Here is a 22,011-nt window from a genome sequence, read left to right as displayed (position 1 = left end):
TGTCGGACTGCCTAATTCGAGGTCAGCGTTATAGCAGCGCGATCCTCAGGCTCAAGCCGCGGACGCAAGCCCAGCAGCGGCGCGATGCGGCCGATCAACTCGGCCGCCACGGGTACCGCCGTCCAGCCTGCCGTGCGGCGCTTTTCGCCGTAGGCCAGGATCGACGGTTCGTCCAGCGCAACGATCAGAACATATTTCGGATCATAGGCCGGAAAGACCGAAGCGAAGGTGGCGATCACCTTGTCATCATAGTAGCCGCCGCGCGGCTTGGGCTTGTCGGCGGTGCCGGTTTTACCGGCCACGGCATAGCCCGGAACGTCACCAAAGCTGGCGGTTCCATCCGTCACCACCTTGCGCAGCATCATCAGCGATTGTTTGGCCGCGCTTTCCGACATCACGCGCGGCCCGTATTGCGGACCGTTGCGGCGCAGGATCGTGGGGCTGACATAGTGCCCGCCATTGGCAATGGCCGCATAGCCCGCCGCCAGATGCATCGGGCTGGTCGACAGGCCGTGGCCGTAGGAAATGGTGACGGTGCTCAATTCACCCCACTTCTTGGGCTTGAGCGGCACCCCACCCTTGGCCTCGACGATCTCGAACGGCGTGGGGTCGAACATGCCCAGCGCGTCCAGGAACTGTTGTTGGCGCTCGGCGCCGATCTGCAGCGCCAACCGCCCCGTGCCGCGGTTCGAGCTGTGCACGATCACATCGGCCACGCTGATCTTGCCATAATTCTTGCCATTGAATTCGCCGATCGGGAAACGTCCGATCTTCATCGGCCCCGAGGTGTCGATGATCGTGTCGGCATTGACCAGCCCCAGATCGACCGCTTGCGCGGCGGTGAAGATCTTGAAGACCGAGCCCAGTTCGTACACCCCCTGCACATAGCGGTTGAACAGCGGGCTGTCCGAGGGGTCAAAGCCCGAGGTCGGCGGGCGCGGACGGTCGTTCGGGTCGAACGATGGCAACGAGGCGGCAGCAATCACTTCGCCGGTATGGGCGTTCATCAGCACCGCCGAGGCGCCTTTGGCGTTCATAATCTTCATGCCGCCGTCCAGCACCTGCTCGACCGCCGCCTGAACGGTCAGGTCCAGCGACAGCTGCAGCGGCTTGGTTCCGTTGGCGGGATCGCGCAGATAGTCGTCGAACTGTTTTTCCACCCCGGCCACACCGATCACCTCGGCGGCCGAGACGCCTTCGCGCCCAAAGCCGGAGCCACCTAGGATATGCGCGGCCAGCCGGCCGTTGGGATAGAGCCGCATTTCGCGCGGGCCAAATAGGATGCCCGGATCGCCGATGTCGTGCACTGCCTGCTTCTGCTCGGGCGAGATACGCTTTTTGATCCACAGGAATTTGCGCTTGCCGGTGAAGTCCTTGACCAACCGCTCTTTGTCCAGATCCGGAAAGATCGCCACCAGCTTTTCCGCGGCCGCGATCGGGTCGATCATCAGCGGAGGCTGGGCATAAACGGAATAGGTATCAAGGTTGGTAGCAAGGATTCGGCCTTCGCGGTCCACGATATTTGCCCGCTGCATGGCAATCGACGCGCCCGGGGCGCTCGCCAGCGGTTCTTGCGCCTCCGAAGTAGCCAAAGCGCCCATTCGGAACCCGACAACGGCAAATGCCGCAAAGAAAAACGCGCTGAGCACCAGCAACCGCCCTTCGGCGCGGGCGCGGGCGCGGTCCTTCATCTCTTCGTGGCGGCGGCGGATGTTCTCGCGCTCGATCACCTTGGGGTTTTCCCCGCGGGCACGGGCCTCAAGGATGCGGGCAAGCGGGCGGAGCGGTGTGCGTGTCATGGGATCTGCACCTCGCCCAGGGCCTGGGTGTCCGTGATCGCCTGCAGTTCGATCGGGTCGGCGATGGGCAGGTCGGGATCCTCGGCATAGGCGATCTGGTCCGCGCGTCCGAATTGCTCGGCGCGCAGCGGCAGAAGGCCCAGACGCTCGAAATTAAGGTCGGCCAGTTCACGCAGTCGGTCGGGGCGGTTCAGATAGGCCCATTCGGCCTGCAATACAGCCAGCCGAGCCTGGGCCGCGCCGATCTGGTGCTGCAGAGACTGGGTTTCCTTCAGTACCTGTTGGGTGCGGTAGTTTTCCTGATAGGCCCACAAGGCCAGCCCAAAAACACCCAAGGCGGTCAATACAAACAGAATACTCTTCATCTTGCCTTTCCCCCGATCACGGGCATGCCGATGGCGCGGGCATCAATTTCCCCCGCCGGAGCATCGGTACGAACAGCAACCCGCAACTTGGCCGAGCGTGCGCGCGGGTTGTCCCGCAACTCCTGCGGGTCGGGGCCGATGGCCTTGCGGGTCTTCAATGTGAATTGCGGCTGATCCTGCTGGATCTCGGGCGCATAGCGGTTGGCACGGCCGGTCTTGCCAGCGCGCGACTGGAAAAAGCGTTTGACCATCCGGTCCTCGACCGAGTGGAAGGTGACCACGGCCAGTTGCCCGCCCGGCTTCAACGCGCGCTCGGCGGCCATCAGTCCCTGGAACAGCTCCTCGTATTCGGCATTCACCGCAATGCGCAGCGCCTGGAACGACCGAGTGGCCGGATGGGATTGTCCGGGCTTGGCGCGCGGCAGGCAGGATTCGACGATCTCGGCCAGACGCAGGGTGGTGGTGATGGGCGACTCGGTGCGGGCCTTGACGATGGCGCGCGCGATGCGGCGGCTGGCCCGTTCCTCACCGTAGTGGAACAGGATGTCGGCCAATTGCTCCTCGGTCGCGCTGTTGACCAGATCAGCCGCGCTTTCGCCCTCCTGGCTCATGCGCATGTCCAGCGGGCCGTCCTTCATGAAGGAAAAGCCGCGCTCGGCCTGATCCAGCTGCATGGACGAGACACCAAGGTCCAGCACCACGCCATCGAGGTTGCTGGCGTATTCATCCATGCGAGAAAAGACACCCGGCTGCATCACCAGCCGATCGCCATATACGGCTGCCCACTCCGCCGCCATTTCAAAGGCCAACGGATCGCGATCGACACCGATAACCGTGTCGGCGCCAGCCTCAAGCAAACCCCGGGTATAGCCGCCTGCACCAAAGGTGCCATCCAGCCACGTGCCAGATACCGGATGAACCGCGTCCAGCAACGGGCGCAGCAGAACGGGAATGTGGGGTTTATCAGATGAAGTGTGATCCGCGCCGGCCATGCCGTCACGCACCTTCGATGCCGTCAAGGAACTGCATCGGATCGAAATCCTCGGGCAGTTCGTCCAGCCAGTCTTCGGTGGCGGCCAGTTCCTCGGCCTCGTATGTCTCGGGCTTCCAGATCTGGAACGTGTCGCCCGCGGCGATGAAGAACGCCTCGCCTTCCAGCCCGATCTTGTTGCGCAGCTTGGCCGGCAACACCAGGCGTCCGGTTTCATCGACGTTGGTCGGGAAAGACTGCCCGTGGAACAGGCGCTGCAACATCTTGCGCTGCATCGAGCCGCGCGGCAGCGCGTCGATCTTGGCGTCGACCTCGTCGATCGCCTCCATAGTATAGCATTCAAGGTATTTGCGGCGGTGGTCACCGTATACGATTACCAGTTCAGGATTGTCGCCAGGCTGCCAGTTGGGGTCCGAGGCCTCAAGCACACGGCGAAACGAGGCCGGGATCGACACCCTGCCCTTCGCGTCCACCTTGTGGTGGCTTTCACCTCTAAACCTGCGCGCCAAGACGACTGTCCCTTTCGCTTGCGCCCCACCTACGTCTTCCCCCGGATGAAAAACGGCGGGTTGATCTGCTGCCACTGATCAACCCGCCGCATTGACCCGCTTCGCGGGATGTCCAGCTGCGCGCGCCACCTGGGGGGATGTCTGCTCGCCCGCGCGCCGGATCTCTTGAGTGATGAAAGCGAGATGCCTGTATGAAACCTGTTTATTTTTGGTTCGGGGTCGTTTGGCGCCCCATGTGCCTCGTCCTCATCGGATGAATAAGGGATGCCATGGGAATTCATGGAAATCAATGAGATTTTTTTCCAAGAAGGTTAGATTCGGAAAACCACAGCAGTAGAAATTCATACGCAAACATGAAATCTGTCCACAGTTAGACGCACTAAACCAATCCAGCACAACATATAGACAAATATCGCGCTGGAAAATTCTTCCCACGATTTCCCACATTTTCTGTGGAACGACCCTGAGTCCGTCCAATACCCTCACGAATTCGGCCATATGGCGCCGAATCACCCTGCGATCCTGGCCGAGCCCCGGAGAGACCGCCCCGGATTTCCCACCAATTCCCGCCAGTCCCACAAAGTCCCATGACCTCACCCAAATCGGGAGTTGACCCAGACGCACAAAAATCGCGCAATCCTGAACCGCACAAATTCCACGTTTACGCGCGCAAATTTTCATCAAAATGATGGGCGGCAGCCAGACCCGAGCAATGCCCCGCAGTTCGCGCTAACGAAAATATCCATATTTTAAAGGCATATTTTCGGGTGTCTGGATTCCGGCAGTCAATCTATGCACTTGCTGCATAGCAGCATTGATCCTGTCCGGTATTGTGCAATCGCAGCATTTGCCTATCTTCAGTCTCAAGCAAGCGCCGGAACATCGCGGCGGCAACGACAAATGATTGGGTAACGAACATGGCAGTCGCAAGCACCAACAGCGCACACAAAAGCGCATCGACCTTTGGTTTCGCCTCTCTGATCGAAACCATGAAGACCCGTATCGCACGCTATCGCGTGTACCGCCAGACGGTGAACGAACTGTCAGAACTGTCGGACCGCGAGCTGGCCGATCTGGGCCTGCACCGTTCGATGATCCGTCGCCTGGCCATGCAGGCCGCCGAAGAACAATTCGCGCGCTAAGCGCCACGAAACACCGAGATCAGGTCCACTCCTCCTCCCATAGGACCTGTATTTCAGCGGCAGCATCTCTCCTCCTCCCTGATGCTGCCGCGCCCTATACCGGCCTCAACCTGCCGGATGCTGATACATCGGGGCTCTCCTCCTCCCTGCTCTGATGTTGAAAGCGCGCGGTGGCATCTTCCTCCTCCCTGATGCCACCGCGCCCTTCTAATACCGGGCCAGACCCGGAAACGCATACATCGGGTTCTCCTCCTCCCTTCCCGATGTGAAAAGAGCGCGGTGGCACCCTTCCTCCTCCCTGGTGTCACCGCGCGCTTCAGATACCGGGGAAAACCCGGGTTCGGATACATCGGGGCTCTCCTCCTCCCTGCTCTGATGTTGACAAGAACGGCGGTTCCCTCCTCCTCCCTGGGAACCGCCGTTTTTTTCATTCGGCATGAAAAAGGCGCCACGGGCAGGACCGGGCGCCAAACAAAAAAGTCGAGCATGTGCCGGGAGGCACATTCCGCTGGATCAGAACGGCACGTCGTCTTTTGCGGATAGATACTGTGCGACGACCTTCTTGGTTCCGGCCTTGTCGAACTCGACCTCGACCTTGTCCCCCTCGATCCCGACCACGCCGCCATAGCCGAACTTCTGGTGGAACACCCGCTCGCCCAGGGTAAAGCTGGCCACGGCGGTCGCGTCGATCACTGTGTTGCGGGATTCACGCGGCTGCGACATGCCGTATTGCCCCTGCCGCGCCTGCATCCGTTTCCAGCCCGGCGAGTTGTAGACATTGGCCTGCGCCGCGCGGGTCTCAATGCCTGTCGACATCTGGCCGCCGCCATAGAGGCCCGGAGGCGTCAGAACCTCGACATGATCCTCGGGCAATTCGTCGATGAAGCGCGAGGGCATCGCATTCTGCCATTGCCCGAACACGCGCCGGTTGGCGGCGAAGGAAATGGTGCAGACCTCCTCGGCGCGGGTGATGCCCACATAGGCCAGCCGCCGTTCCTCCTCGAGCCCCTTGAGGCCGGATTCGTCCATCGACCGTTGCGAGGGGAACAGACCGTCCTCCCACCCCGGCAGGAACACGGCCGGAAACTCCAGCCCCTTGGCCGCGTGCAGGGTCATGATCGAGACCTTGGGCCCGCCGCTGTCCTGTTCGTTGTCCATCACCAGGCTGACATGCTCCAGGAACCCTTGCAGGTTCTCGAAGTTGTCCAGCTGGTTGACCAGTTCCTTCAGGTTTTCCAACCGCCCCGGAGCCTCCGGCGTCTTGTCGTTCTGCCAGTGGGCGGTATAGCCGGATTCGTCGAGAATGATCTGCGCAAGTTCGATGTGACTTAGGTCAGGAGGTCCATATTCCGTTCGTCCGACGAATATGGGCATTTCCCCATCTATCAGGTCGTCGTTTGGCTCTTGAATTATCTTGGCAGGACCGAGCATTTTGCGCCGCCAGCGCGCCAAATCGTCTACCAGTTGCTTTAGCGCCTTGCCGCCCTTGCCCTTGATCAACCCGTTATCGACCGCAATCCGAGCCCCTTCGACCAGTGACACCCCATTTTCGCGCGCGGTCATCTGGATGGTTTGCTGCGCCTTGTCACCCAGGCCGCGTTTTGGCGTGTTTACAATTCTCTCGAACGCAAGATCATCCTCGGGGCTGACCACCAGCCGGAAATAGGCCATGGCATCGCGGATCTCCATCCGTTCGTAGAATCGCGGGCCGCCGATCACCTTGTAGGGCAGGCCGATGGTCAGGAACCGGTCCTCGAAGGCGCGCATCTGGTGACTGGCGCGCACGAGGATGGCGATTTCGTCCAAGTTCATCGGTCGCACGCCACGGGTGCCGCCCTGCATGGCGTCGATCTCTTCGCCGATCCAACGGGCCTCCTCCTCACCATCCCAGTGGCCGATCAGGCGGACCTTTTCGCCCCCGGGCTTGTCGGTCCACAACTCCTTTCCCAGACGGCTTTCATTGCCACGGATCACGTTCGAGGCGGCGGCCAGAATATGCGGGGTCGAGCGGTAGTTCTGCTCCAGCCGCACCACGTGGGCGCCGGGAAAGTCTTTCTCAAAACGCAGGATGTTGCCCACCTCGGCCCCGCGCCAGCCATAGATCGACTGGTCGTCGTCCCCCACGCAGCAGATATTCTTGTGCCCACCGGCCAACAGCCGCAGCCACAGGTACTGGGCGATATTGGTGTCCTGATACTCGTCCACCAAGATATAGCGGAACCAGCGCTGGTATTGCTCCAGCACGTCCGGGTGGGTCTGGAAGATGGTGACCATGTGCAACAGCAGGTCGCCGAAATCCACCGCGTTCAACTCTCGCAGGCGGGTCTGGTATTGAGCGTAAAGCTCGACGCCCTTGTTGTTGTAGGCCCCGGCATCGGCGGCGGGCACCTTGTCGGGCGTCAGGGCGCGGTTCTTCCAGTCGTCGATGATGCCGGCCAGCATCCGCGCAGGCCAGCGCTTGTCGTCGATATTGGCGGCCTGCACCAACTGCTTGAGCAATCGCAACTGGTCGTCGGTGTCGAGGATGGTGAAGTTCGACTTCAGCCCCGCCAGTTCCGCATGGCGGCGCAGCAGCTTGACGCAGATCGAGTGGAAGGTGCCCAGCCACGGCATGCCCTCGGCGGGCTGGCCCAGCAGGCGGCCGACCCGTTCCTTCATCTCGCGCGCGGCCTTGTTGGTGAAGGTCACGGCCAGAATCTCGTTCGGGCGGGCCCGCCCGATGTTCAGCAGATGCGCGATGCGGGTGGTCAGGGCCTTGGTCTTGCCGGTGCCCGCCCCGGCCAGCATCAGGATCGGGCCATCCAACAGCTCGACCGCTTCCCGCTGCGCCGGGTTCAATTCATTCAAGTAGTCCACCTCGGGCCGAAGCGCGGCCATGGCGCGGGCCGACAGCGAGGCGCCTTCGAAGGCGTCATTTTCATCGAAACTGCTCATGCGCCCAAACTAAGCCGGAAGCGCGCCGAGGGAAAGGGTTTGTTCACGGCTTGTTCGCACGGTTTTACGAATTTCTTTCGTTGCGCTGGTTGAGCCGTCAGGTGCGGGCTGCATCCGATTGAAACCCTTGCCGAATCGGGCCTCAGGTCGGATCAATCAGCATGGACCTGCACAGCACCTATCCAGGCATCGAGGATCTGAAGCGCCGCGCACGCCGTCGGCTGCCGCACTTTGTCTGGGACTATGTCGACAGCGGCACCGGGGCCGAGACCGCGCTGAAACGCAACCGGGCGGCGCTGGACCGCATCGGGTTTCTGCCCGCCATCCTGAAAGGCCCGCTGGAATTCGACACCAGCACCCGCTTTCTGGGGCGCGACCATCCGCTGCCCTTCGGCATGGCCCCGATCGGGATGTGCGGACTGGTCTGGCCGGGGGCCGAAGCGCTGATGGCGCGCGCCGCGGCGCAGGCGGGCATTCCGTATGTTCTGTCCACTGTCGCCAGTCAAAGCCCCGAGGACATGGCCCCGCATATCGGACCCGACGCCTGGTTCCAGCTGTACCCGCCCAAGGACCCGGAGATTCGCGCCGACCTGCTGTCCCGCGCCCGGTCCGCCGGGTTCGGCACGCTGGTGCTGACCGTCGATGTGCCCGTGGCCTCGCGCCGGGAACGGCAAACCCGCTCGGGCCTGACCCATCCGCCGCGCCTGACGCCGCGCCTGCTGGCGCAGATCGCCGCCCGTCCGGCCTGGGCCTGGGGCATGGCGCGTCACGGCAAGCCCCGGATGCGCACGCTGGACAAATATATCGACGGCACCGCCAATCTGCCGCCCACGGCGCATATCGGGTACCTGCTCAGGACCTCTCCGGGCATGGATTACGTCAAGTGGCTGCGCGACCACTGGCAGGGGCCGTTCATCATAAAGGGCGTGCTGCGCCCCGAGGATGCCGAGCGGCTGAAACAGGCTGGGATCGACGCGCTTTGGGTCTCGAATCACGGCGGCCGCCAGTTCGATGGCGCGCCGGCCAGCATCGACATGCTGCCCGCCATCCGCGCCGCAACCGACCTGCCGCTGATCTTCGACAGCGGCGTTTCGGGCGGGCTGGACATTCTGCGGGCGCGGGCCTTGGGCGCCGATCTGGTCATGCTGGGGCGGGCGTTCCTCTATGGCGTTGCAGCATTGGGCGCGCGCGGCCCGACCCATGTCATCGATATTCTGCGGCAGGACATGCTTGCAAATATGGGACAATTGGGTGCCGCAACGCTAAAATATCTGCCTAGTGTTAACGCAAACATTGATGCCGCGATGCAGCATGTGCCATAAAACGCCGCAATAGGCGGCGTTTGCGAGCGATAACATGCCGGTTCTACCCAGAACTACAGATATATCTGCGCGTAATCTCGGTCTATTAACACGGCCAAATGCAAAAGACCGGGACTTGCCATGACTGACTTCAAGAAAATCCTGATCGCCAACAGGGGTGAGATTGCCATTCGCGTGATGCGCGCCGCGAACGAGATGGGCAAACGCACCGTTGCCGTCTATGCCGAGGAGGACAAGCTGGGCCTGCACCGGTTCAAGGCGGACGAGGCGTATCGCATCGGCGAGGGTCTGGGCCCGGTCGCGGCCTATCTGTCGATCGACGAGATCATCCGCGTCGCCAAGGAAAGCGGCGCTGACGCCATCCACCCGGGCTATGGCCTGCTGTCGGAAAACCCCGATTTCGTGGATGCCTGCGTGCAGAACGGTATCACCTTCATCGGCCCCAAGGCCGAAACCATGCGCGCCCTGGGCGACAAGGCCAGCGCACGCAAGGTGGCGATTGCCGCCGGTGTGCCGGTGATCCCGGCGACCGAAGTGCTGGGCGATGACATGGACGCGATCCGCAAGGAAGCGGCCGAGATCGGCTATCCGCTGATGCTCAAAGCGTCCTGGGGCGGCGGCGGCCGGGGGATGCGCCCGATCTATTCCGAAGACGAGTTGGAAGAAAAGGTTCTGGAAGGCCGCCGCGAGGCCGAGGCCGCATTCGGCAATGGTGAGGGCTATCTGGAAAAGATGATCACCCGCGCCCGCCATGTCGAGGTGCAGATCCTGGGCGACAAACACGGGCAGATCTATCACCTGTATGAACGCGACTGCTCGGTTCAGCGCCGAAACCAGAAGGTCGTGGAACGCGCCCCTGCCCCCTATCTGACCGAAGAGCAACGCGCCGAGATCTGCGACCTGGGCCGCCGCATCTGCGCGCATGTGAACTATGAATGCGCCGGCACGGTCGAATTCCTGATGGATATGGAGACCGGCAAGTTCTACTTCATCGAGGTAAACCCCCGCGTCCAGGTCGAACACACCGTGACCGAAGAGGTCACCGGCATCGACATCGTGCAGGCGCAGATCCTGATTGCCGAGGGCAAGACCCTGGCCGAGGCCACCGGCAAGGCCAGCCAGGACGAAATCCGCCTGAACGGCCACGCGCTGCAGACGCGCGTGACCACCGAAGACCCGCTCAACAACTTCATCCCCGACTATGGGCGCATCACGGCCTATCGTTCGGCCACGGGCATGGGCATCCGGCTGGATGGCGGCACGGCCTATGCCGGCGGGGTGATCACGCGGTATTACGACTCGTTGCTGACCAAGGTCACCGCCTGGGCGCCGACGCCGGAAAAGGCGATTGCCCGGATGGACCGCGCCCTACGAGAGTTCCGCGTGCGCGGTGTTTCCACCAACATCGCCTTTGTCGAAAACCTGCTGAAGCACCCGACCTTCCTGTCGAACGAATACACCACCAAGTTCATCGACGAGACGCCCGAGCTGTTTCAGTTCAAGAAGCGCCGCGACCGGGGCACCAAGGTTCTGACCTATATCGCCGACATAACGGTGAACGGGCACCCCGAGACCAAGGATCGCCCGCGGCCGCGTGCCGACCTCAAGGAACCCAAGCCCCCCGCGCCCAAGGCGGAACCGCTGATGGGCACGCGCAACCTGCTGGAACAGAAGGGCCCGCAGGCCGTGGCCGATTGGATGAAGGCCCAGCGCCAGCTGCTGATCACCGACACCACCATGCGCGACGGGCACCAGTCGCTGCTGGCCACCCGCATGCGCTCGATCGACATGATCCGCGTGGCGCCCAGCTATGCCGCGAACCTGCCGCAGCTGTTCAGCGTCGAATGCTGGGGCGGGGCGACCTTCGACGTGGCCTATCGTTTCCTGCAGGAATGCCCCTGGCAGCGCCTGCGCGACCTGCGCGAGGCCATGCCCAACCTGATGACCCAGATGCTGCTGCGCGGTGCCAATGGGGTGGGCTATACCAACTATCCCGACAACGTGGTGCAGGAATTCGTGCGCCAGGCCGCGCAGAACATCGACGTGTTCCGCGTCTTCGACTCGCTGAACTGGGTCGAGAACATGCGCGTGGCGATGGATGCGGTGATCGAGAACGGCAAGATCTGCGAAGGCACCGTCTGCTATACCGGCGATATCCTCGACCCGAACCGCGCCAAGTATGACCTGAAATACTATGTCGGCATGGCCAAGGAACTGCGCGACGCCGGCGCCCATGTTCTGGGCCTCAAGGACATGGCCGGCCTGCTGAAACCCGCCGCCGCGCGGGTGCTGATCCGCGCACTGAAGGAAGAGGTCGGCCTGCCGATCCATTTCCACACCCACGACACCGCCGGCATCGCCAGCGCCACCATCCTGGCCGCCAGCGAGGCGGGCGTGGACGTGGTGGATTGCGCGATGGACAGCTTCTCGGGCAACACCAGCCAGGCGACGCTGGGCACCGTGGTCGAGGCCCTGCGCCACACCGACCGCGACACCGGGTTGGACGTGAAGGCGATCCGCGAAATCAGCGACTACTTCGAGGCGGTGCGCGGCCAATACGCGGCCTTCGAATCCGGGCTGCAGGCCCCCGCCTCCGAGGTCTATCTGCACGAAATGCCGGGCGGCCAGTTCACCAACCTCAAGGCGCAGGCGCGCTCGATGGGGCTGGAGGAACGCTGGCACGAAGTCGCGCAGATGTATGCGGACGTGAACCAGATGTTCGGTGACATCGTCAAGGTGACGCCGTCCTCGAAAGTTGTGGGTGACATGGCGCTGATGATGGTCAGTCAGGGCCTGACCCGCGAGCAGGTCGAGGATCCCTCGACCGACGTGGCCTTCCCCGATTCAGTCATCGACATGATGCGCGGCAATCTGGGCCAGCCTCCGGGCGGTTTCCCCGAAACGATCTTGACCAAGGTGCTGAAAGGCGAAAAGCCGAACACCGAACGGCCGGGCAAAGACGTGCCTCCGGTTGATTTGGAGGCCACCCGCGCGGAGCTCTCGAAACAGCTGGAAGGCATGGAGGTCGATGACGAGGACCTGAACGGATACCTGATGTATCCCAAGGTGTTCCTGGACTACATGGGCCGTCACCGCATCTATGGCCCGGTACGCACCCTGCCCACCCGCACCTTCTTTTACGGAATGGAGCCGGGAGAGGAGATCTCGGCCGAGATCGACCCGGGCAAAACGCTGGAAATCCGCTGCCAGGCTATTGGGGAGACGGACGAGAATGGCGAGGTCAAAGTGTTCTTTGAACTCAATGGCCAACCGCGCGTCATCCGCGTTCCCAACCGCCTTGTGCAAGCTTCGACCGCCCAGCGCCCTAAGGCCGAGGTCGGAAACGCCAACCATGTCGGCGCGCCAATGCCGGGCGTGGTTTCGACTGTCGCCGTCACCGCCGGGCAGGAGGTCAAAGAAGGCGACCTTCTGCTGACCATCGAGGCGATGAAGATGGAAACCGGCATCCATGCCGAACGCGACGCAACCGTGAAGGCGGTGCATGTCCAGCCCGGCGGCCAGATCGACGCCAAGGATCTTTTGGTCGAGTTGGAATAAAACCGTTAAAACACAGAAAGGCGCGCCATCAGGCGCGCCTTTTTTCATCCGAGCGGGCTAGTTCAACCGTCGCTGGACTCCGCGACAGGCTGTTGCGGCAACTGTTCCGGCGTGCTGTCAATCGAAACCTCTTCCTCGATTGGCGCTGGCAAGCCCAACAAATCGTGCAGTTCATGAAGAGCCGGATCGGACAAGTCACGGCCACCGGTCAAGGTATCAAGTGCTTCCTGCGGATCATCCGCCCCTGCCAAGGCTTCTTCGGCTTCGGTCACAGCCTGCTCCGCTTCGGCCACGGCATCCTCGTATTTGTCCTGTGCGGTGATGCCCTCGGCTGCTTCTTCTTCAGTTGGCGCAAATTGGTCCTCGATCTCCGCTTCGGTCAGACCTTCTAGTTCGGACAATTCCTGTTCGCGCATTTCAAGCTCCTCTGTCGCGCCAGAGAAACCAAGTATACTCTGCTGATAGCTGTAGAGCTTGCCAGGCATGCTGTTCGGGGCCGCATTCATCAGGGCAGTCTGGCTGGCGTGCGCGGCATTCAAGCCCTTGAGCTCGGACGCGATTTTGCCGTGCTTGATTGGTTTGACATACGGCTCCTCGACAACTGCCGCCGCTACCCGCGCTTTACGGATCGGCTTCTCGACTTTCTTTTTTCCAGTGAAGAATTCGTCGAGTTTGGCTGCAAAACCGTTCTGCCCTTTGATCCGTGATGTAGTTTTGGTGTTCTTTCGTTGTGCTTTTGGTTTAGCGAGACCGAGACCGGCGAGAAAACCCTTGCCCTGGCCGGATCCACCCTTCGTGCTGCGCGCAGATCCTCCGAGGCTGGCACTGGATTTTTCGGCGCTTTTGCCATTTCCGTTGCCGCCACCGTTACTATTTCCGTTTCCACCACCGTTACCATTTCCGCCACCATTGCCATTCCCGTTCTTGGCTATGGCGATATCTGGCGTAGCCAACACCGCAACGAAGCTAACTGCCCCGGTCAGCAACAAAGATGTCGCCACAACCCGTGACATGGAAATAAACCAATGCATGCCAATCCCCTTTTAGGTATCCAAATACTTGCGCCAACCGGCACAAGTTTGAGCAGAAATTTCGCATTATGCATATACTAGTTATCGAATACGGCAAAATTTGGCCTTCGAACGAAACCACTGTCACCCACTCAATTCGAGAGAATTGACCTCTGGCGGCAGTTTGAAAATATCATTAACTTCATAGGCTTGCTCGTTTCTCAACTGACCTGCAAAGAGGCTCAGAAGCATAGCTCCGACCAGCGCAGTCAGTTTTATGTTCTCAACCTTGTTCATCCCTCCGTCTCCACCGTTGTCAATATCCGGGGCTGTAGGTTTCAACGGCTCAGCACACCTGTTCTGTCGCAAAATTTTTTCCGACCAAGTGCGTTTTTCCTCTTGCAGCTTTCCGCCAGAATTTATAGTTCACGCCTCACTCGACGGCGCGGGCGTAGCTCAGGGGTAGAGCATAACCTTGCCAAGGTTAGGGTCGTGAGTTCGAATCTCATCGCCCGCTCCAACGAGGACCGAAAGGTCGCACAAGATATCTGATTGCGGGCGTAGCTCAGGGGTAGAGCATAACCTTGCCAAGGTTAGGGTCGTGAGTTCGAATCTCATCGCCCGCTCCAGATATCCACCTTCCCACAACAAGCACTGGCGGATCGGTCGGTCCTGCGCCATTCTGTTCTGACAAGCAGCAGTCAGATGGATGCTCCGATGTCAGACTACCAAATTCGCACGCTGACCGCCGAAGAACTGCGCCACGCAGTGGATTGGGCCGGGCGCGAGGGCTGGAACCCGGGCCATGAGGATGCAATTTGTTTCCGCTCGACCGACCCCGACGGATTTCTGGGCGGGTTTCTGGATGGCGAGATGATCGCCTCGGTTTCAGCCGTGAACTACGACGACGCGTTTTCGTTTCTGGGCTTTTATATCGTGCGGCCCGAGTTTCGCGGATCCGGTCATGGTCTGGAAATCGCCCAGCACGCCCTAGCGCATTGTACGGGGCGAAATATGGGCTTGGACGGGGTGGTCGAACAACAGGACAACTACCGCAAGTCGGGCTTTGTCTTCGCCTACAACAATTATCGGTTCTCCGGCACGGTTTCAGGCATCCTGTCCAGCCTACCCAAGACCAGTATCGAGGTCGCGCCCATCGGTGGCCTGACCGAAGACCTTCGCACCTATGACCGTGCCCTGTTCCCCTCGCATCGGGATGCCTTTCTGACGGAGTGGCTGAGCGCACCGGGCCACATCTCGCGTTTTTGTATCCAGAAAGGTCGCCTCGCCGGCTATGCAACTCTGCGCCCCTGCCTGAATGGCTACAAGGTAGGGCCGCTGTTCGCCGACGATCCGGACATCGCGCAGGCGCTTTTGGCTGCGGTTCTGGCCGAAGTTCCCGCTGATCACCACAGTTCTGAGGTCTATGTCGACATGCCACAGCCCAACGCGGCGGCCTTTGCACTGGCTGACGCTTTGGGCCTAGAAAAAGTCTTTGAAACCGCGCGCATGTATTCCGACCACGAGCCGGATATCGACCTGAACCGCGTGTTCGGCGTGACGACGTTCGAACTTGGCTGAGCCTTAGAACGCCTTGAAGGTCATTGTCGTCAACGACCGCTCGATGTTCGGAATGACCAGAAGGTGTTCGTTAATGAAATGGCCCACATCCTCGGTTTCGGGAATGTAAAGCTTGAGCAGCAGGTCATATTCACCGCTGGTGGAGTAGAGTTCCGAGTGGATTTCGCGCAGAGCGATCTCTTCGGCCACCTTGTAGGTGGTGCCGGGCTTGCAGCGGATCTGGATGAAAACGCAGGTGGACATTTCGTGGCCTTGTTGCTTCCGTTTGGCGCAGGCTGGCACGCCCCGCGCCCGCGCGCAATCCCCTGCAACAGTTTGCTGCGATTGCAATGATCGGGCTGGATAAGGCCGCCCGTCCCCGTCTATAAGCGCCCCTGTAGCAAGAGGATTTCGCCAATGCGCACAGCTTCGATCAGCCGCAAGACCGCCGAGACCGCGATTACGGTCGAGGTCAACCTCGACGGCACCGGCACCTATGACAACCAGACCGGCGTCGGGTTCTTCGATCACATGCTGGACCAGTTGGCGCGCCATTCGCTGATCGACATGACGATCCGGGCCAAAGGCGATTATCATATCGACGACCACCACACGGTCGAGGACACCGGCATCGCGTTGGGTCAGGCGCTGACGCAGGCGCTGGGGGACAAGAAAGGCATCCGGCGGTATGGCGAGTGCCATCTGCCGATGGACGATGCGCAGGTGCGCTGCGCGCTGGACCTGTCGGGCCGACCGTTTCTGGTGTGGAACGTGGACCTGCCGACGCCCAAGATCGGCAGTTTCGACACCGAGTTGGTGCGCGAGTTCTTTCAGGCGCTGGCCACCCATGGCGGCATCACCCTGCATATCGACCAGTTGCACGGCTTCAACAGCCACCACATCGCCGAAGCGGCGTTCAAGGCCGTCGCCCGCGCCCTGCGTCATGCGGTCGAGACCGACCCGCGCAAGGGGGATGCGATTCCGTCCACCAAGGGCGCGCTATAGATGCTGACCGCGATCATCGACTACGAAAGCGGCAACCTGCACTCGGCGGAAAAGGCGTTTCAACGCATGGCGCGCGAGCTGGACGCGGGTGAGGTCGTCGTGACCTCGGATGCCGATGTCGTCGCGCGCGCCGACCGGCTGGTGCTACCCGGCGACGGCGCCTTTCCCGCCTGCGCGGCCGAGCTGCGCGGGCACAAAGGCATCCACGACGCGATGGTCGAAGCGGTCGAGCAGAAGGGCCGTCCGTTTCTGGGCATCTGCGTCGGCATGCAGCTGATGGCGACCACGGGCCGCGAATATACCGACACGCCGGGCCTGAATTGGGTGACCGGGGACGTGGTGCGGATCGAGCCCGAAGACCGGGCGCTGAAGGTTCCGCATATGGGGTGGAACGATCTGGTGATCGAGAGCGAGCACCCGGTGTTCAACGGCGTCGCCTCAGGCGACCACGTCTATTTCGTCCACTCCTACCATTTCCGCGTCGCCAATCCGGCGCAACGCCTGGCCCATGTGGACTATAGAGGGCCGGTCACGGCCGTGATCGGCCGAGACACGATGATCGGGATGCAGTTTCACCCTGAAAAAAGCCAGGATGTGGGCCTGCGGATGATCGGGAACTTCCTGACCTGGGCCCCCTGACCGGTTACTGTACGCGGGTCCAGGTCTGACCGCGACAGATCAGGCCGCCCGCGACGCAACCCTTGACCGTCAGCTTGTTCTGACCGTCCAGCGACATCTTGGAATTGTAGGTCTTGTCCCGGTCCGGCGCCCAGATCTTGCCGCCGCTATAGCTGCCGCCGCCATCCGCGACCATGTCCCAGATGATGTTCTTGCCCAGGTTCTCGTAATCCAGCTGCTGGTTTCCGTCCTTGTCAAAGGCGCTGTCGATGGTGCCGCAAACGGCGCTGCCGCAAGGCCCGATCGAGACGTGCAGATATCCGCCGGTATCGCCCGGCTGGGTTTTCCAAATCCCGTCGACCGGGTCATCCGCGCGCGCGCCGGTGGCCAAGGTGACAAGTGCAGCCGCAGCGGCCAGAGCAAGTTTGTTCATGGTATCCTCCCTGTTTTGCAGGCAGTCTGACCGCCGGCACCCGTTCGGGCAAGATTGACTTTGCGTCGCGTTGCATCCCCTGCCCCGCCTGTGTCATATCCCGCGCCAGTACCAGTCACGAAAAGGCCGCCCGACATGATCCTCTATCCCGCAATCGACCTGAAAGACGGCCAGGCCGTACGCCTTCTGCGCGGCGAGATGGACAAGGCCACGGTCTTCAACGAAGACCCCGCGGCCCAGGCCCGCGCCTTTGTCGAGGCCGGCTGCGAATGGCTGCATCTGGTGGACCTGAACGGCGCTTTCGCCGGGGAACCCGTGAACGCCGCCCCGGTCGAGGCGATCCTGAAATCCTGCAACGTGCCGGCCCAGCTGGGCGGCGGCATCCGCGACATGGCCACGATCGAGACTTGGCTGGACAAAGGGCTGGCCCGAGTGATTCTGGGCACGGTCGCGGTTGAAAACCCCGATCTGGTCCGTCAGGCAGCCAAGGCCTTTCCCGGCCAGGTCGCCGTCGGCATCGACGCGCGCAACGGACGCGTCGCCACCAAGGGCTGGGCCGAGGAAACCGACGTGATGGTGACCGACCTGGCGCGCAGCTTCGAAGACGCAGGCGTTGCAGCGATCATCTACACCGACATCAACCGCGACGGCGCGATGCAAGGCCCCAATGTCGAGGCCACGGCCGATTTGGCCCGTGCCGTCTCGATCCCGGTGATTGCCAGCGGCGGGGTCAGCTCGCTGGACGACCTGATCGCCCTGCGCGACTGCGGCGCAAATTTGAACGGCGCGATTTCAGGCCGCGCGCTCTATGACGGAGCGCTGGATCTGCGCGCAGCCCTGGCGGCTTTGAAGGGTTAGTCTATTGCGAGCGGTCCGCAAACAGGTTCTGCCCGAGCAGTCTGAATTGTGGTCGCTGTACACTCCGGGCGATTTTGTTGATGGGTACTCGGTCCAAAGCGACCTTGCACCGTTTGACGCAATGAAAATCGGTCTGACCATGCCGGGGTGGGTGAAGATCCTGATGGGAATCCGGAGCGCAATCGTTGCCCCATTCGGCTTGAAGGGCGGCAAGCACTTGAACACCGACAATGGTTCGCCCGACGCAGGCACCGGCGCGATTTTTCCCGTGACTTACAGGGATGAGACAGAGGTCATCGTGGGAATCGATGACCGCCATCTGGATTTCCGCATCGCCGTGCATCGCGACAAAGACCGAATAGTCATGGCAACCTGGGTGCGGACTCACAATCGTTTGGGACGGATCTATCTGACGGTGATCATGCCCTTTCACATTCTGATCGTGCGCAATTGCATGAAACGGATCGCGCGCGCCTCTCAGGTATGACGCCGATCAGTTGGCTGCGGCACTCGTCAGCTTGCTCAACGCACCGCGCATCTTGCCGATCACGGGGGATTTTTCCACCGCATCAAGCTCGTCCATGGTTTCCTTGGGATCCTCGTAGGCCAACCAGACCTGGCCGTCGGCATCCTCATAGGCTTGCACCTTGAGCGGAAGGAACAATCCCGCACGGGGGTCGATCTGCATGGCGGGCGTTCCCAGGGCCGGGTTTCCAAAGATCAAAAGCTGATTGGGCGGTATCGTCCTGTCGACCTTGTGCGCACCGGCCGCGTGGTCAACGCGGGCAAACACAGTGGCGCCTGCATTTTCGACGGCGGCCTGCAGCGCGTCGATGGCCTCGGTCACGGACTTGTCGGTCGGAACCTTGATGATGTCGTCAGCCATCGCCCAAGTCGCACCGGACAGAATGAAAGCGGTTGTAAGAAACAAGTTGCGCATGGTTTTCACCTCCTGCTGAAATCCGCTTCAGTTTCACGAGGTTCCGGGCGCAGAACAATCACAACTCTGGCATCGGCGGGGCTTTGCCGGTAGAGGTGCGGCAACAAAGGACAAACCATGCTGAAAACCCGCATCATTCCCTGTCTGGATGTCGCCGATGGCCGCGTGGTCAAGGGCGTGAACTTCGTGGGCCTGCGCGACGCGGGCGATCCGGTGGAATCGGCCAAGGCCTATGACGCGGCCGGCGCTGACGAGATCTGCTTTCTCGACATCCACGCCACCCACGAAAACCGCGGCACCATGTTCGACGTGGTTCAGCGCACGGCCGAGCAGTGCTTCGTACCTTTGACGGTGGGTGGCGGCGTGCGCACCAAGGAAGACGTGCGCGCGCTGTTGCTGGCGGGGGCCGACAAGGTCAGCTTCAACTCGGCCGCCGTGGCCAACCCCGACGTGATCTCCGAGGCCGCCGACCAGTTCGGCAGCCAGTGCATCGTCTGTGCCATCGACGCCAAAACCGTCAGCCCCGGCAAATGGGAAATCTTCACCCATGGCGGACGCAAGCCAACCGGCATCGACGCGGTAGAGTTCGCCAAGACCGTCGTCGCCAAGGGCGCGGGTGAGATTCTGCTGACCTCGATGGACCGCGACGGCACCAAGGCGGGGTTCAACATTCCCCTCACCCGCGCCATCTCGGATGCGGTCGACGTGCCGGTGATCGCCTCGGGCGGCGTGGGCAATCTGGACCATTTGGTCGAAGGCGTGACGGAAGGCGGAGCCAGCGCGGTGCTTGCGGCCTCGATCTTTCATTTCGGCGAATACACCATTCGCGAGGCCAAAGAGCACATGGCATCCGCGGGTATCCCCATGAGGCTGACATGAGCATACTGGACGATCTGGCCGCCACGATCGCATCCCGCAAGGGCGCGGACCCCGAATCAAGCTGGACCGCCAAGCTGCTGTCCAAAGGTCCCGAGAAATGCGCCGAGAAGTTCGGCGAAGAGGTCGTGGAGGCGATCATCGAAGCCGTGAAGGGTGACCGCGACCGGCTGACATCCGAGGCCGCCGACGTGCTCTATCACCTGCTGGTCATGCTGGCCGCGCGCGACGTGGCGCTGGATGACGTTCTGGCCGAGCTTGCCAGGCGGCAGGGCACCAGCGGCATCGCCGAAAAGGCCGCACGCGACCGGGGCTGAGACCCGGCTTTCACCAATAGCGTCCGCGCCCTATAGTGATTGACCGAAGCGCCTGCCGGGCGCAGGGGCGACAAGGGACACAGGCATGTTCAAACCCATGATCTGGGCACTGGCGACGCTGGCCATTCTGGGGCTCGGCGCATGCTCATCCGCGCCGCCCGCCCGCAGCCACGACGTCGCACGGCTTGCAGCCCAGATCCAGGCGCTGGGGCCCGAAGTCGACCCGGAAGAGGCCCAGCGTGCGGCCCGCGTCACCTATGCCTATACCGCGCAGCTGGCGCAGGAATACCAGATCACAGACCCCCCTCTGATCCATAACGCCAAGGTCAACAAAGGGCTGCGCCCGCGCGGGCTGTGCTGGCACTGGGCCGAGGACATCGAACGGCGCTTGAAGCAGGAGAACTTTCGCACGCTGACCCTGCACCGCGCGATCGCCAACGCCGACAACCCGTTCCGAATCGATCACAGCACGGCAATAATCAGCCGACGCGGTGATTCGATGTACGACGGTGTCGTTCTGGACCCATGGCGCTATGGAGGGGTCCTGTTTTGGAGTCCTTTGCGCGAGGACACGCGCTATGACTGGGTCCCGCGCGACATCGTGCTGGAGAAACGGCGGCAAGAGCAGCTTGCGGAACTCAACGCCGTGGCGGTCAACTGAGCGGTCAGAGTTTTGATGAGATGATGCCGGTGGCGAACCCGCCCATGCGCAGCTCGCCGAACAGGCGCTGATATTCGATCTTGGGGCAGCGATTCATGACGACATCGACACCGCGCGCCTGCGCCACCGCGGCGGCCTCGGCGTTTTCGACGCCGATCTGCATCCAGATCGTGCGCAGGTCGGGAAATGCAGCCAGCGCTTCATCCACGATCGGAGGAACGGCTTCGGACCTGCGAAAAATATCCACCATGTCAACGGGTTCACTGATTTCGGACAACGAGGCCCGAACGGTTTCCCCAAAAAGATCGGCTCCGGCATGGCCGGGATTGACCGGGATCACCCTATACCCCTTGAGCGACAAGTAGCGCGCGACGTAATAGCTGGGCCGCACCGGGTTCATCGACACGCCAACGACCGCAACCACCTTGGTGCGTTTCAGGACGGATCTGAGGAAGTCATCGGAATAGTCGGTCATGGCTGCAGCCTAGCCGTGACTTGGAAAAGAAAAAAGCGCCCAAGGATACCTTGGGCGCCAGTTGTTGGAACGAGGGACAGTGAAATGACCCGCGGCAGTTCCGTTCCGCGGTCACTGTGACATTTAGGCATGAGTTGAGGAAAAAAAAGGGGCTGCGCGCATTTTTGTGATGACACGAGCGGATAAGCGGGAATCTGCCTGTCAACCGTATAGGATCGCCGGCCAGTTTTTCTCGGCCTTCTGGATAAAGCCGGTCGTGTCCGTCAGCCACATCTTTTCGATCTCGAGGGAATGCGTCAGATACAGCCTGCCACCTACGATTTTCCACGCCATCGGGTCCGTGCTGGTGAGCTCGCCATAGGCCATGGCATAGGCGCAATATCCGCCGAACCTCGGCGCGTAGGCACGCGGATTAAGCTCGAACGCCTCTCGGTTCTCCTGCGAGGCAAACCGCCAGGTAGCGCCCTTCCACATCACCGCAATGTCGGGTCGCCCTTGAACCGGGCCGCCATCTCGAAAATAGCTGACCGCGTCATAACCGGTAATGGCCGCACCTTTTGCGGAATAGAAGACCGGGGCGGTCTGCGCCCGCAATATCAGCGGACAAGCGATTGAAAAGGTAAGACCGGCAAGTACGG

General features: G+C 61.6%; 23 protein-coding genes and 2 tRNA genes. 13 read left to right on the top strand and 12 right to left on the bottom strand.

Going from position 1 to position 22,011, the window contains the following annotated elements; translation table 11 throughout:
* Window positions 1–11: 11 nt before the first annotated feature.
* From ACR0EF_RS02335 to mraZ, 4 genes are read right to left on the bottom strand one after another with little or no spacing between them, the layout of a single operon-like run.
* Window positions 12–1,799: a peptidoglycan D,D-transpeptidase FtsI family protein gene (locus tag ACR0EF_RS02335; RefSeq protein ID WP_170371549.1), complete on the bottom strand. Its 1,788-nt coding sequence runs from the start codon at window positions 1,797–1,799 to the stop codon at window positions 12–14.
* On the bottom strand, window positions 1,796–2,164 hold the full coding sequence (gene ftsL, locus ACR0EF_RS02330) for a cell division protein FtsL (protein WP_093964833.1): 369 nt from the start codon (window positions 2,162–2,164) through the stop codon (window positions 1,796–1,798). Before ftsL ends, ACR0EF_RS02335 begins: the two co-directional genes overlap by 4 nt.
* Window positions 2,161–3,156 (bottom strand): 16S rRNA (cytosine(1402)-N(4))-methyltransferase RsmH, encoded by a 996-nt coding sequence (gene rsmH, locus ACR0EF_RS02325; RefSeq protein WP_170371953.1) that lies wholly within the window; start codon window positions 3,154–3,156, stop codon window positions 2,161–2,163. Before rsmH ends, ftsL begins: the two co-directional genes overlap by 4 nt.
* Before the next feature lie 4 nt (window positions 3,157–3,160).
* A complete protein-coding gene (gene mraZ / locus ACR0EF_RS02320; protein WP_254920219.1) occupies window positions 3,161–3,628 on the bottom strand; it encodes a division/cell wall cluster transcriptional repressor MraZ in 468 nt (155 codons plus the stop codon).
* 953 nt (window positions 3,629–4,581) lie between these two features.
* On the opposite strand from mraZ, the gene ACR0EF_RS02315 reads away from it, so the two are divergent.
* The gene (locus tag ACR0EF_RS02315; RefSeq protein WP_093964832.1) at window positions 4,582–4,806 is read left to right on the top strand and encodes a DUF1127 domain-containing protein; all 225 of its coding nucleotides are present in this window, start codon (window positions 4,582–4,584) and stop codon (window positions 4,804–4,806) included.
* Between the two features lie 513 nt (window positions 4,807–5,319).
* On the opposite strand, the gene ACR0EF_RS02310 is transcribed toward ACR0EF_RS02315, so the two are convergent.
* Entirely contained in the window at window positions 5,320–7,740 is a 2,421-nt protein-coding gene (locus ACR0EF_RS02310) for an ATP-dependent helicase (protein ID WP_170371550.1), read from the bottom strand.
* 161 nt (window positions 7,741–7,901) lie between these two features.
* On the opposite strand from ACR0EF_RS02310, the gene ACR0EF_RS02305 reads away from it, so the two are divergent.
* Both ACR0EF_RS02305 and ACR0EF_RS02300 read left to right on the top strand, forming a co-directional pair.
* The gene (locus ACR0EF_RS02305) at window positions 7,902–9,062 is read left to right on the top strand and encodes an alpha-hydroxy acid oxidase (RefSeq protein ID WP_170371552.1); all 1,161 of its coding nucleotides are present in this window, start codon (window positions 7,902–7,904) and stop codon (window positions 9,060–9,062) included.
* Between the two features lie 120 nt (window positions 9,063–9,182).
* Entirely contained in the window at window positions 9,183–12,620 is a 3,438-nt protein-coding gene (locus tag ACR0EF_RS02300; protein ID WP_170357273.1) for a pyruvate carboxylase, read from the top strand.
* A 62-nt stretch (window positions 12,621–12,682) separates the two neighbouring features.
* On the opposite strand, the gene ACR0EF_RS02295 is transcribed toward ACR0EF_RS02300, so the two are convergent.
* Together ACR0EF_RS02295 and ACR0EF_RS02290 are read right to left on the bottom strand one after the other, a co-directional pair.
* Complete coding sequence (locus ACR0EF_RS02295) at window positions 12,683–13,651, bottom strand: hypothetical protein (RefSeq protein WP_170340111.1); 969 nt, start codon at window positions 13,649–13,651, stop codon at window positions 12,683–12,685.
* A 123-nt stretch (window positions 13,652–13,774) separates the two neighbouring features.
* The gene (locus tag ACR0EF_RS02290; protein WP_170340270.1) at window positions 13,775–13,927 is read right to left on the bottom strand and encodes a hypothetical protein; all 153 of its coding nucleotides are present in this window, start codon (window positions 13,925–13,927) and stop codon (window positions 13,775–13,777) included.
* Window positions 13,928–14,075: 148 nt separating this feature from the next.
* Here ACR0EF_RS02290 and ACR0EF_RS02285 point away from each other — a divergent pair.
* The 3 genes from ACR0EF_RS02285 (at window position 14,076) to ACR0EF_RS02275 (ending at window position 15,211) form a co-directional block, all read left to right on the top strand.
* Window positions 14,076–14,150, top strand: a tRNA-Gly gene (locus ACR0EF_RS02285).
* Between the two features lie 34 nt (window positions 14,151–14,184).
* Window positions 14,185–14,259, top strand: a tRNA-Gly gene (locus tag ACR0EF_RS02280).
* A gap of 88 nt (window positions 14,260–14,347) precedes the next feature.
* Window positions 14,348–15,211, top strand: coding sequence for a GNAT family N-acetyltransferase (locus ACR0EF_RS02275; protein WP_170371554.1), 864 nt, complete (start codon window positions 14,348–14,350; stop codon window positions 15,209–15,211).
* Window positions 15,212–15,214: 3 nt separating this feature from the next.
* On the opposite strand, the gene ACR0EF_RS02270 is transcribed toward ACR0EF_RS02275, so the two are convergent.
* On the bottom strand, window positions 15,215–15,454 hold the full coding sequence (locus ACR0EF_RS02270) for an Lrp/AsnC family transcriptional regulator (RefSeq protein WP_050602861.1): 240 nt from the start codon (window positions 15,452–15,454) through the stop codon (window positions 15,215–15,217).
* 153 nt (window positions 15,455–15,607) lie between these two features.
* Between ACR0EF_RS02270 and hisB the strand changes: the two genes are divergently transcribed.
* Both hisB and hisH read left to right on the top strand, forming a co-directional pair.
* Window positions 15,608–16,195, top strand: coding sequence for an imidazoleglycerol-phosphate dehydratase HisB (gene hisB, locus ACR0EF_RS02265; protein WP_170357270.1), 588 nt, complete (start codon window positions 15,608–15,610; stop codon window positions 16,193–16,195).
* A complete protein-coding gene (gene hisH, locus ACR0EF_RS02260; RefSeq protein ID WP_170371555.1) occupies window positions 16,196–16,834 on the top strand; it encodes an imidazole glycerol phosphate synthase subunit HisH in 639 nt (212 codons plus the stop codon).
* 4 nt (window positions 16,835–16,838) lie between these two features.
* Here the strand turns inward: hisH and ACR0EF_RS02255 are convergent, their stop codons facing one another.
* A complete protein-coding gene (locus ACR0EF_RS02255; RefSeq protein WP_170371557.1) occupies window positions 16,839–17,246 on the bottom strand; it encodes a DUF2147 domain-containing protein in 408 nt (135 codons plus the stop codon).
* A 135-nt stretch (window positions 17,247–17,381) separates the two neighbouring features.
* On the opposite strand from ACR0EF_RS02255, the gene hisA reads away from it, so the two are divergent.
* A complete protein-coding gene (gene hisA, locus ACR0EF_RS02250; protein ID WP_170371559.1) occupies window positions 17,382–18,104 on the top strand; it encodes a 1-(5-phosphoribosyl)-5-[(5-phosphoribosylamino)methylideneamino]imidazole-4-carboxamide isomerase in 723 nt (240 codons plus the stop codon).
* Window positions 18,105–18,108: 4 nt separating this feature from the next.
* Window positions 18,109–18,591, top strand: coding sequence for a DUF2867 domain-containing protein (locus ACR0EF_RS02245; RefSeq protein WP_170371561.1), 483 nt, complete (start codon window positions 18,109–18,111; stop codon window positions 18,589–18,591).
* A gap of 6 nt (window positions 18,592–18,597) precedes the next feature.
* Here the strand turns inward: ACR0EF_RS02245 and ACR0EF_RS02240 are convergent, their stop codons facing one another.
* Window positions 18,598–19,044 (bottom strand): DUF302 domain-containing protein, encoded by a 447-nt coding sequence (locus ACR0EF_RS02240; RefSeq protein WP_437342727.1) that lies wholly within the window; start codon window positions 19,042–19,044, stop codon window positions 18,598–18,600.
* A gap of 117 nt (window positions 19,045–19,161) precedes the next feature.
* Between ACR0EF_RS02240 and hisF the strand changes: the two genes are divergently transcribed.
* The 3 genes from hisF (at window position 19,162) to ACR0EF_RS02225 (ending at window position 20,898) form a co-directional block, all read left to right on the top strand.
* Window positions 19,162–19,923 carry an imidazole glycerol phosphate synthase subunit HisF gene (gene hisF / locus ACR0EF_RS02235; protein ID WP_170371563.1) on the top strand — a complete coding sequence of 254 codons (762 nt, stop codon included), beginning with the start codon at window positions 19,162–19,164 and terminating at the stop codon, window positions 19,921–19,923.
* Window positions 19,920–20,237 (top strand): phosphoribosyl-ATP diphosphatase, encoded by a 318-nt coding sequence (locus tag ACR0EF_RS02230; protein ID WP_170371565.1) that lies wholly within the window; start codon window positions 19,920–19,922, stop codon window positions 20,235–20,237. Before hisF ends, ACR0EF_RS02230 begins: the two co-directional genes overlap by 4 nt.
* 85 nt (window positions 20,238–20,322) lie before the next feature.
* Entirely contained in the window at window positions 20,323–20,898 is a 576-nt protein-coding gene (locus ACR0EF_RS02225; protein ID WP_170371567.1) for a hypothetical protein, read from the top strand.
* A gap of 4 nt (window positions 20,899–20,902) precedes the next feature.
* Here ACR0EF_RS02225 and ACR0EF_RS02220 read toward each other — a convergent pair whose 3' ends face one another.
* Both ACR0EF_RS02220 and ACR0EF_RS02215 read right to left on the bottom strand, forming a co-directional pair.
* Window positions 20,903–21,373, bottom strand: a complete 471-nt coding sequence (locus ACR0EF_RS02220) for a CoA-binding protein (RefSeq protein ID WP_093964819.1) — start codon at window positions 21,371–21,373, stop codon at window positions 20,903–20,905.
* Between the two features lie 201 nt (window positions 21,374–21,574).
* Window positions 21,575–21,967, bottom strand: coding sequence for a YHS domain-containing (seleno)protein (locus tag ACR0EF_RS02215; protein WP_244952320.1), 393 nt, complete (start codon window positions 21,965–21,967; stop codon window positions 21,575–21,577).
* Between the last annotated feature and the right edge of the window lie 44 nt (window positions 21,968–22,011).

This window comes from Ruegeria sp. CG8 (genome assembly GCF_056537165.1).
The sequence above is the reverse complement of the archived record's forward strand: the minus strand, read 5'-3'. Positions and strand labels throughout refer to the sequence as shown.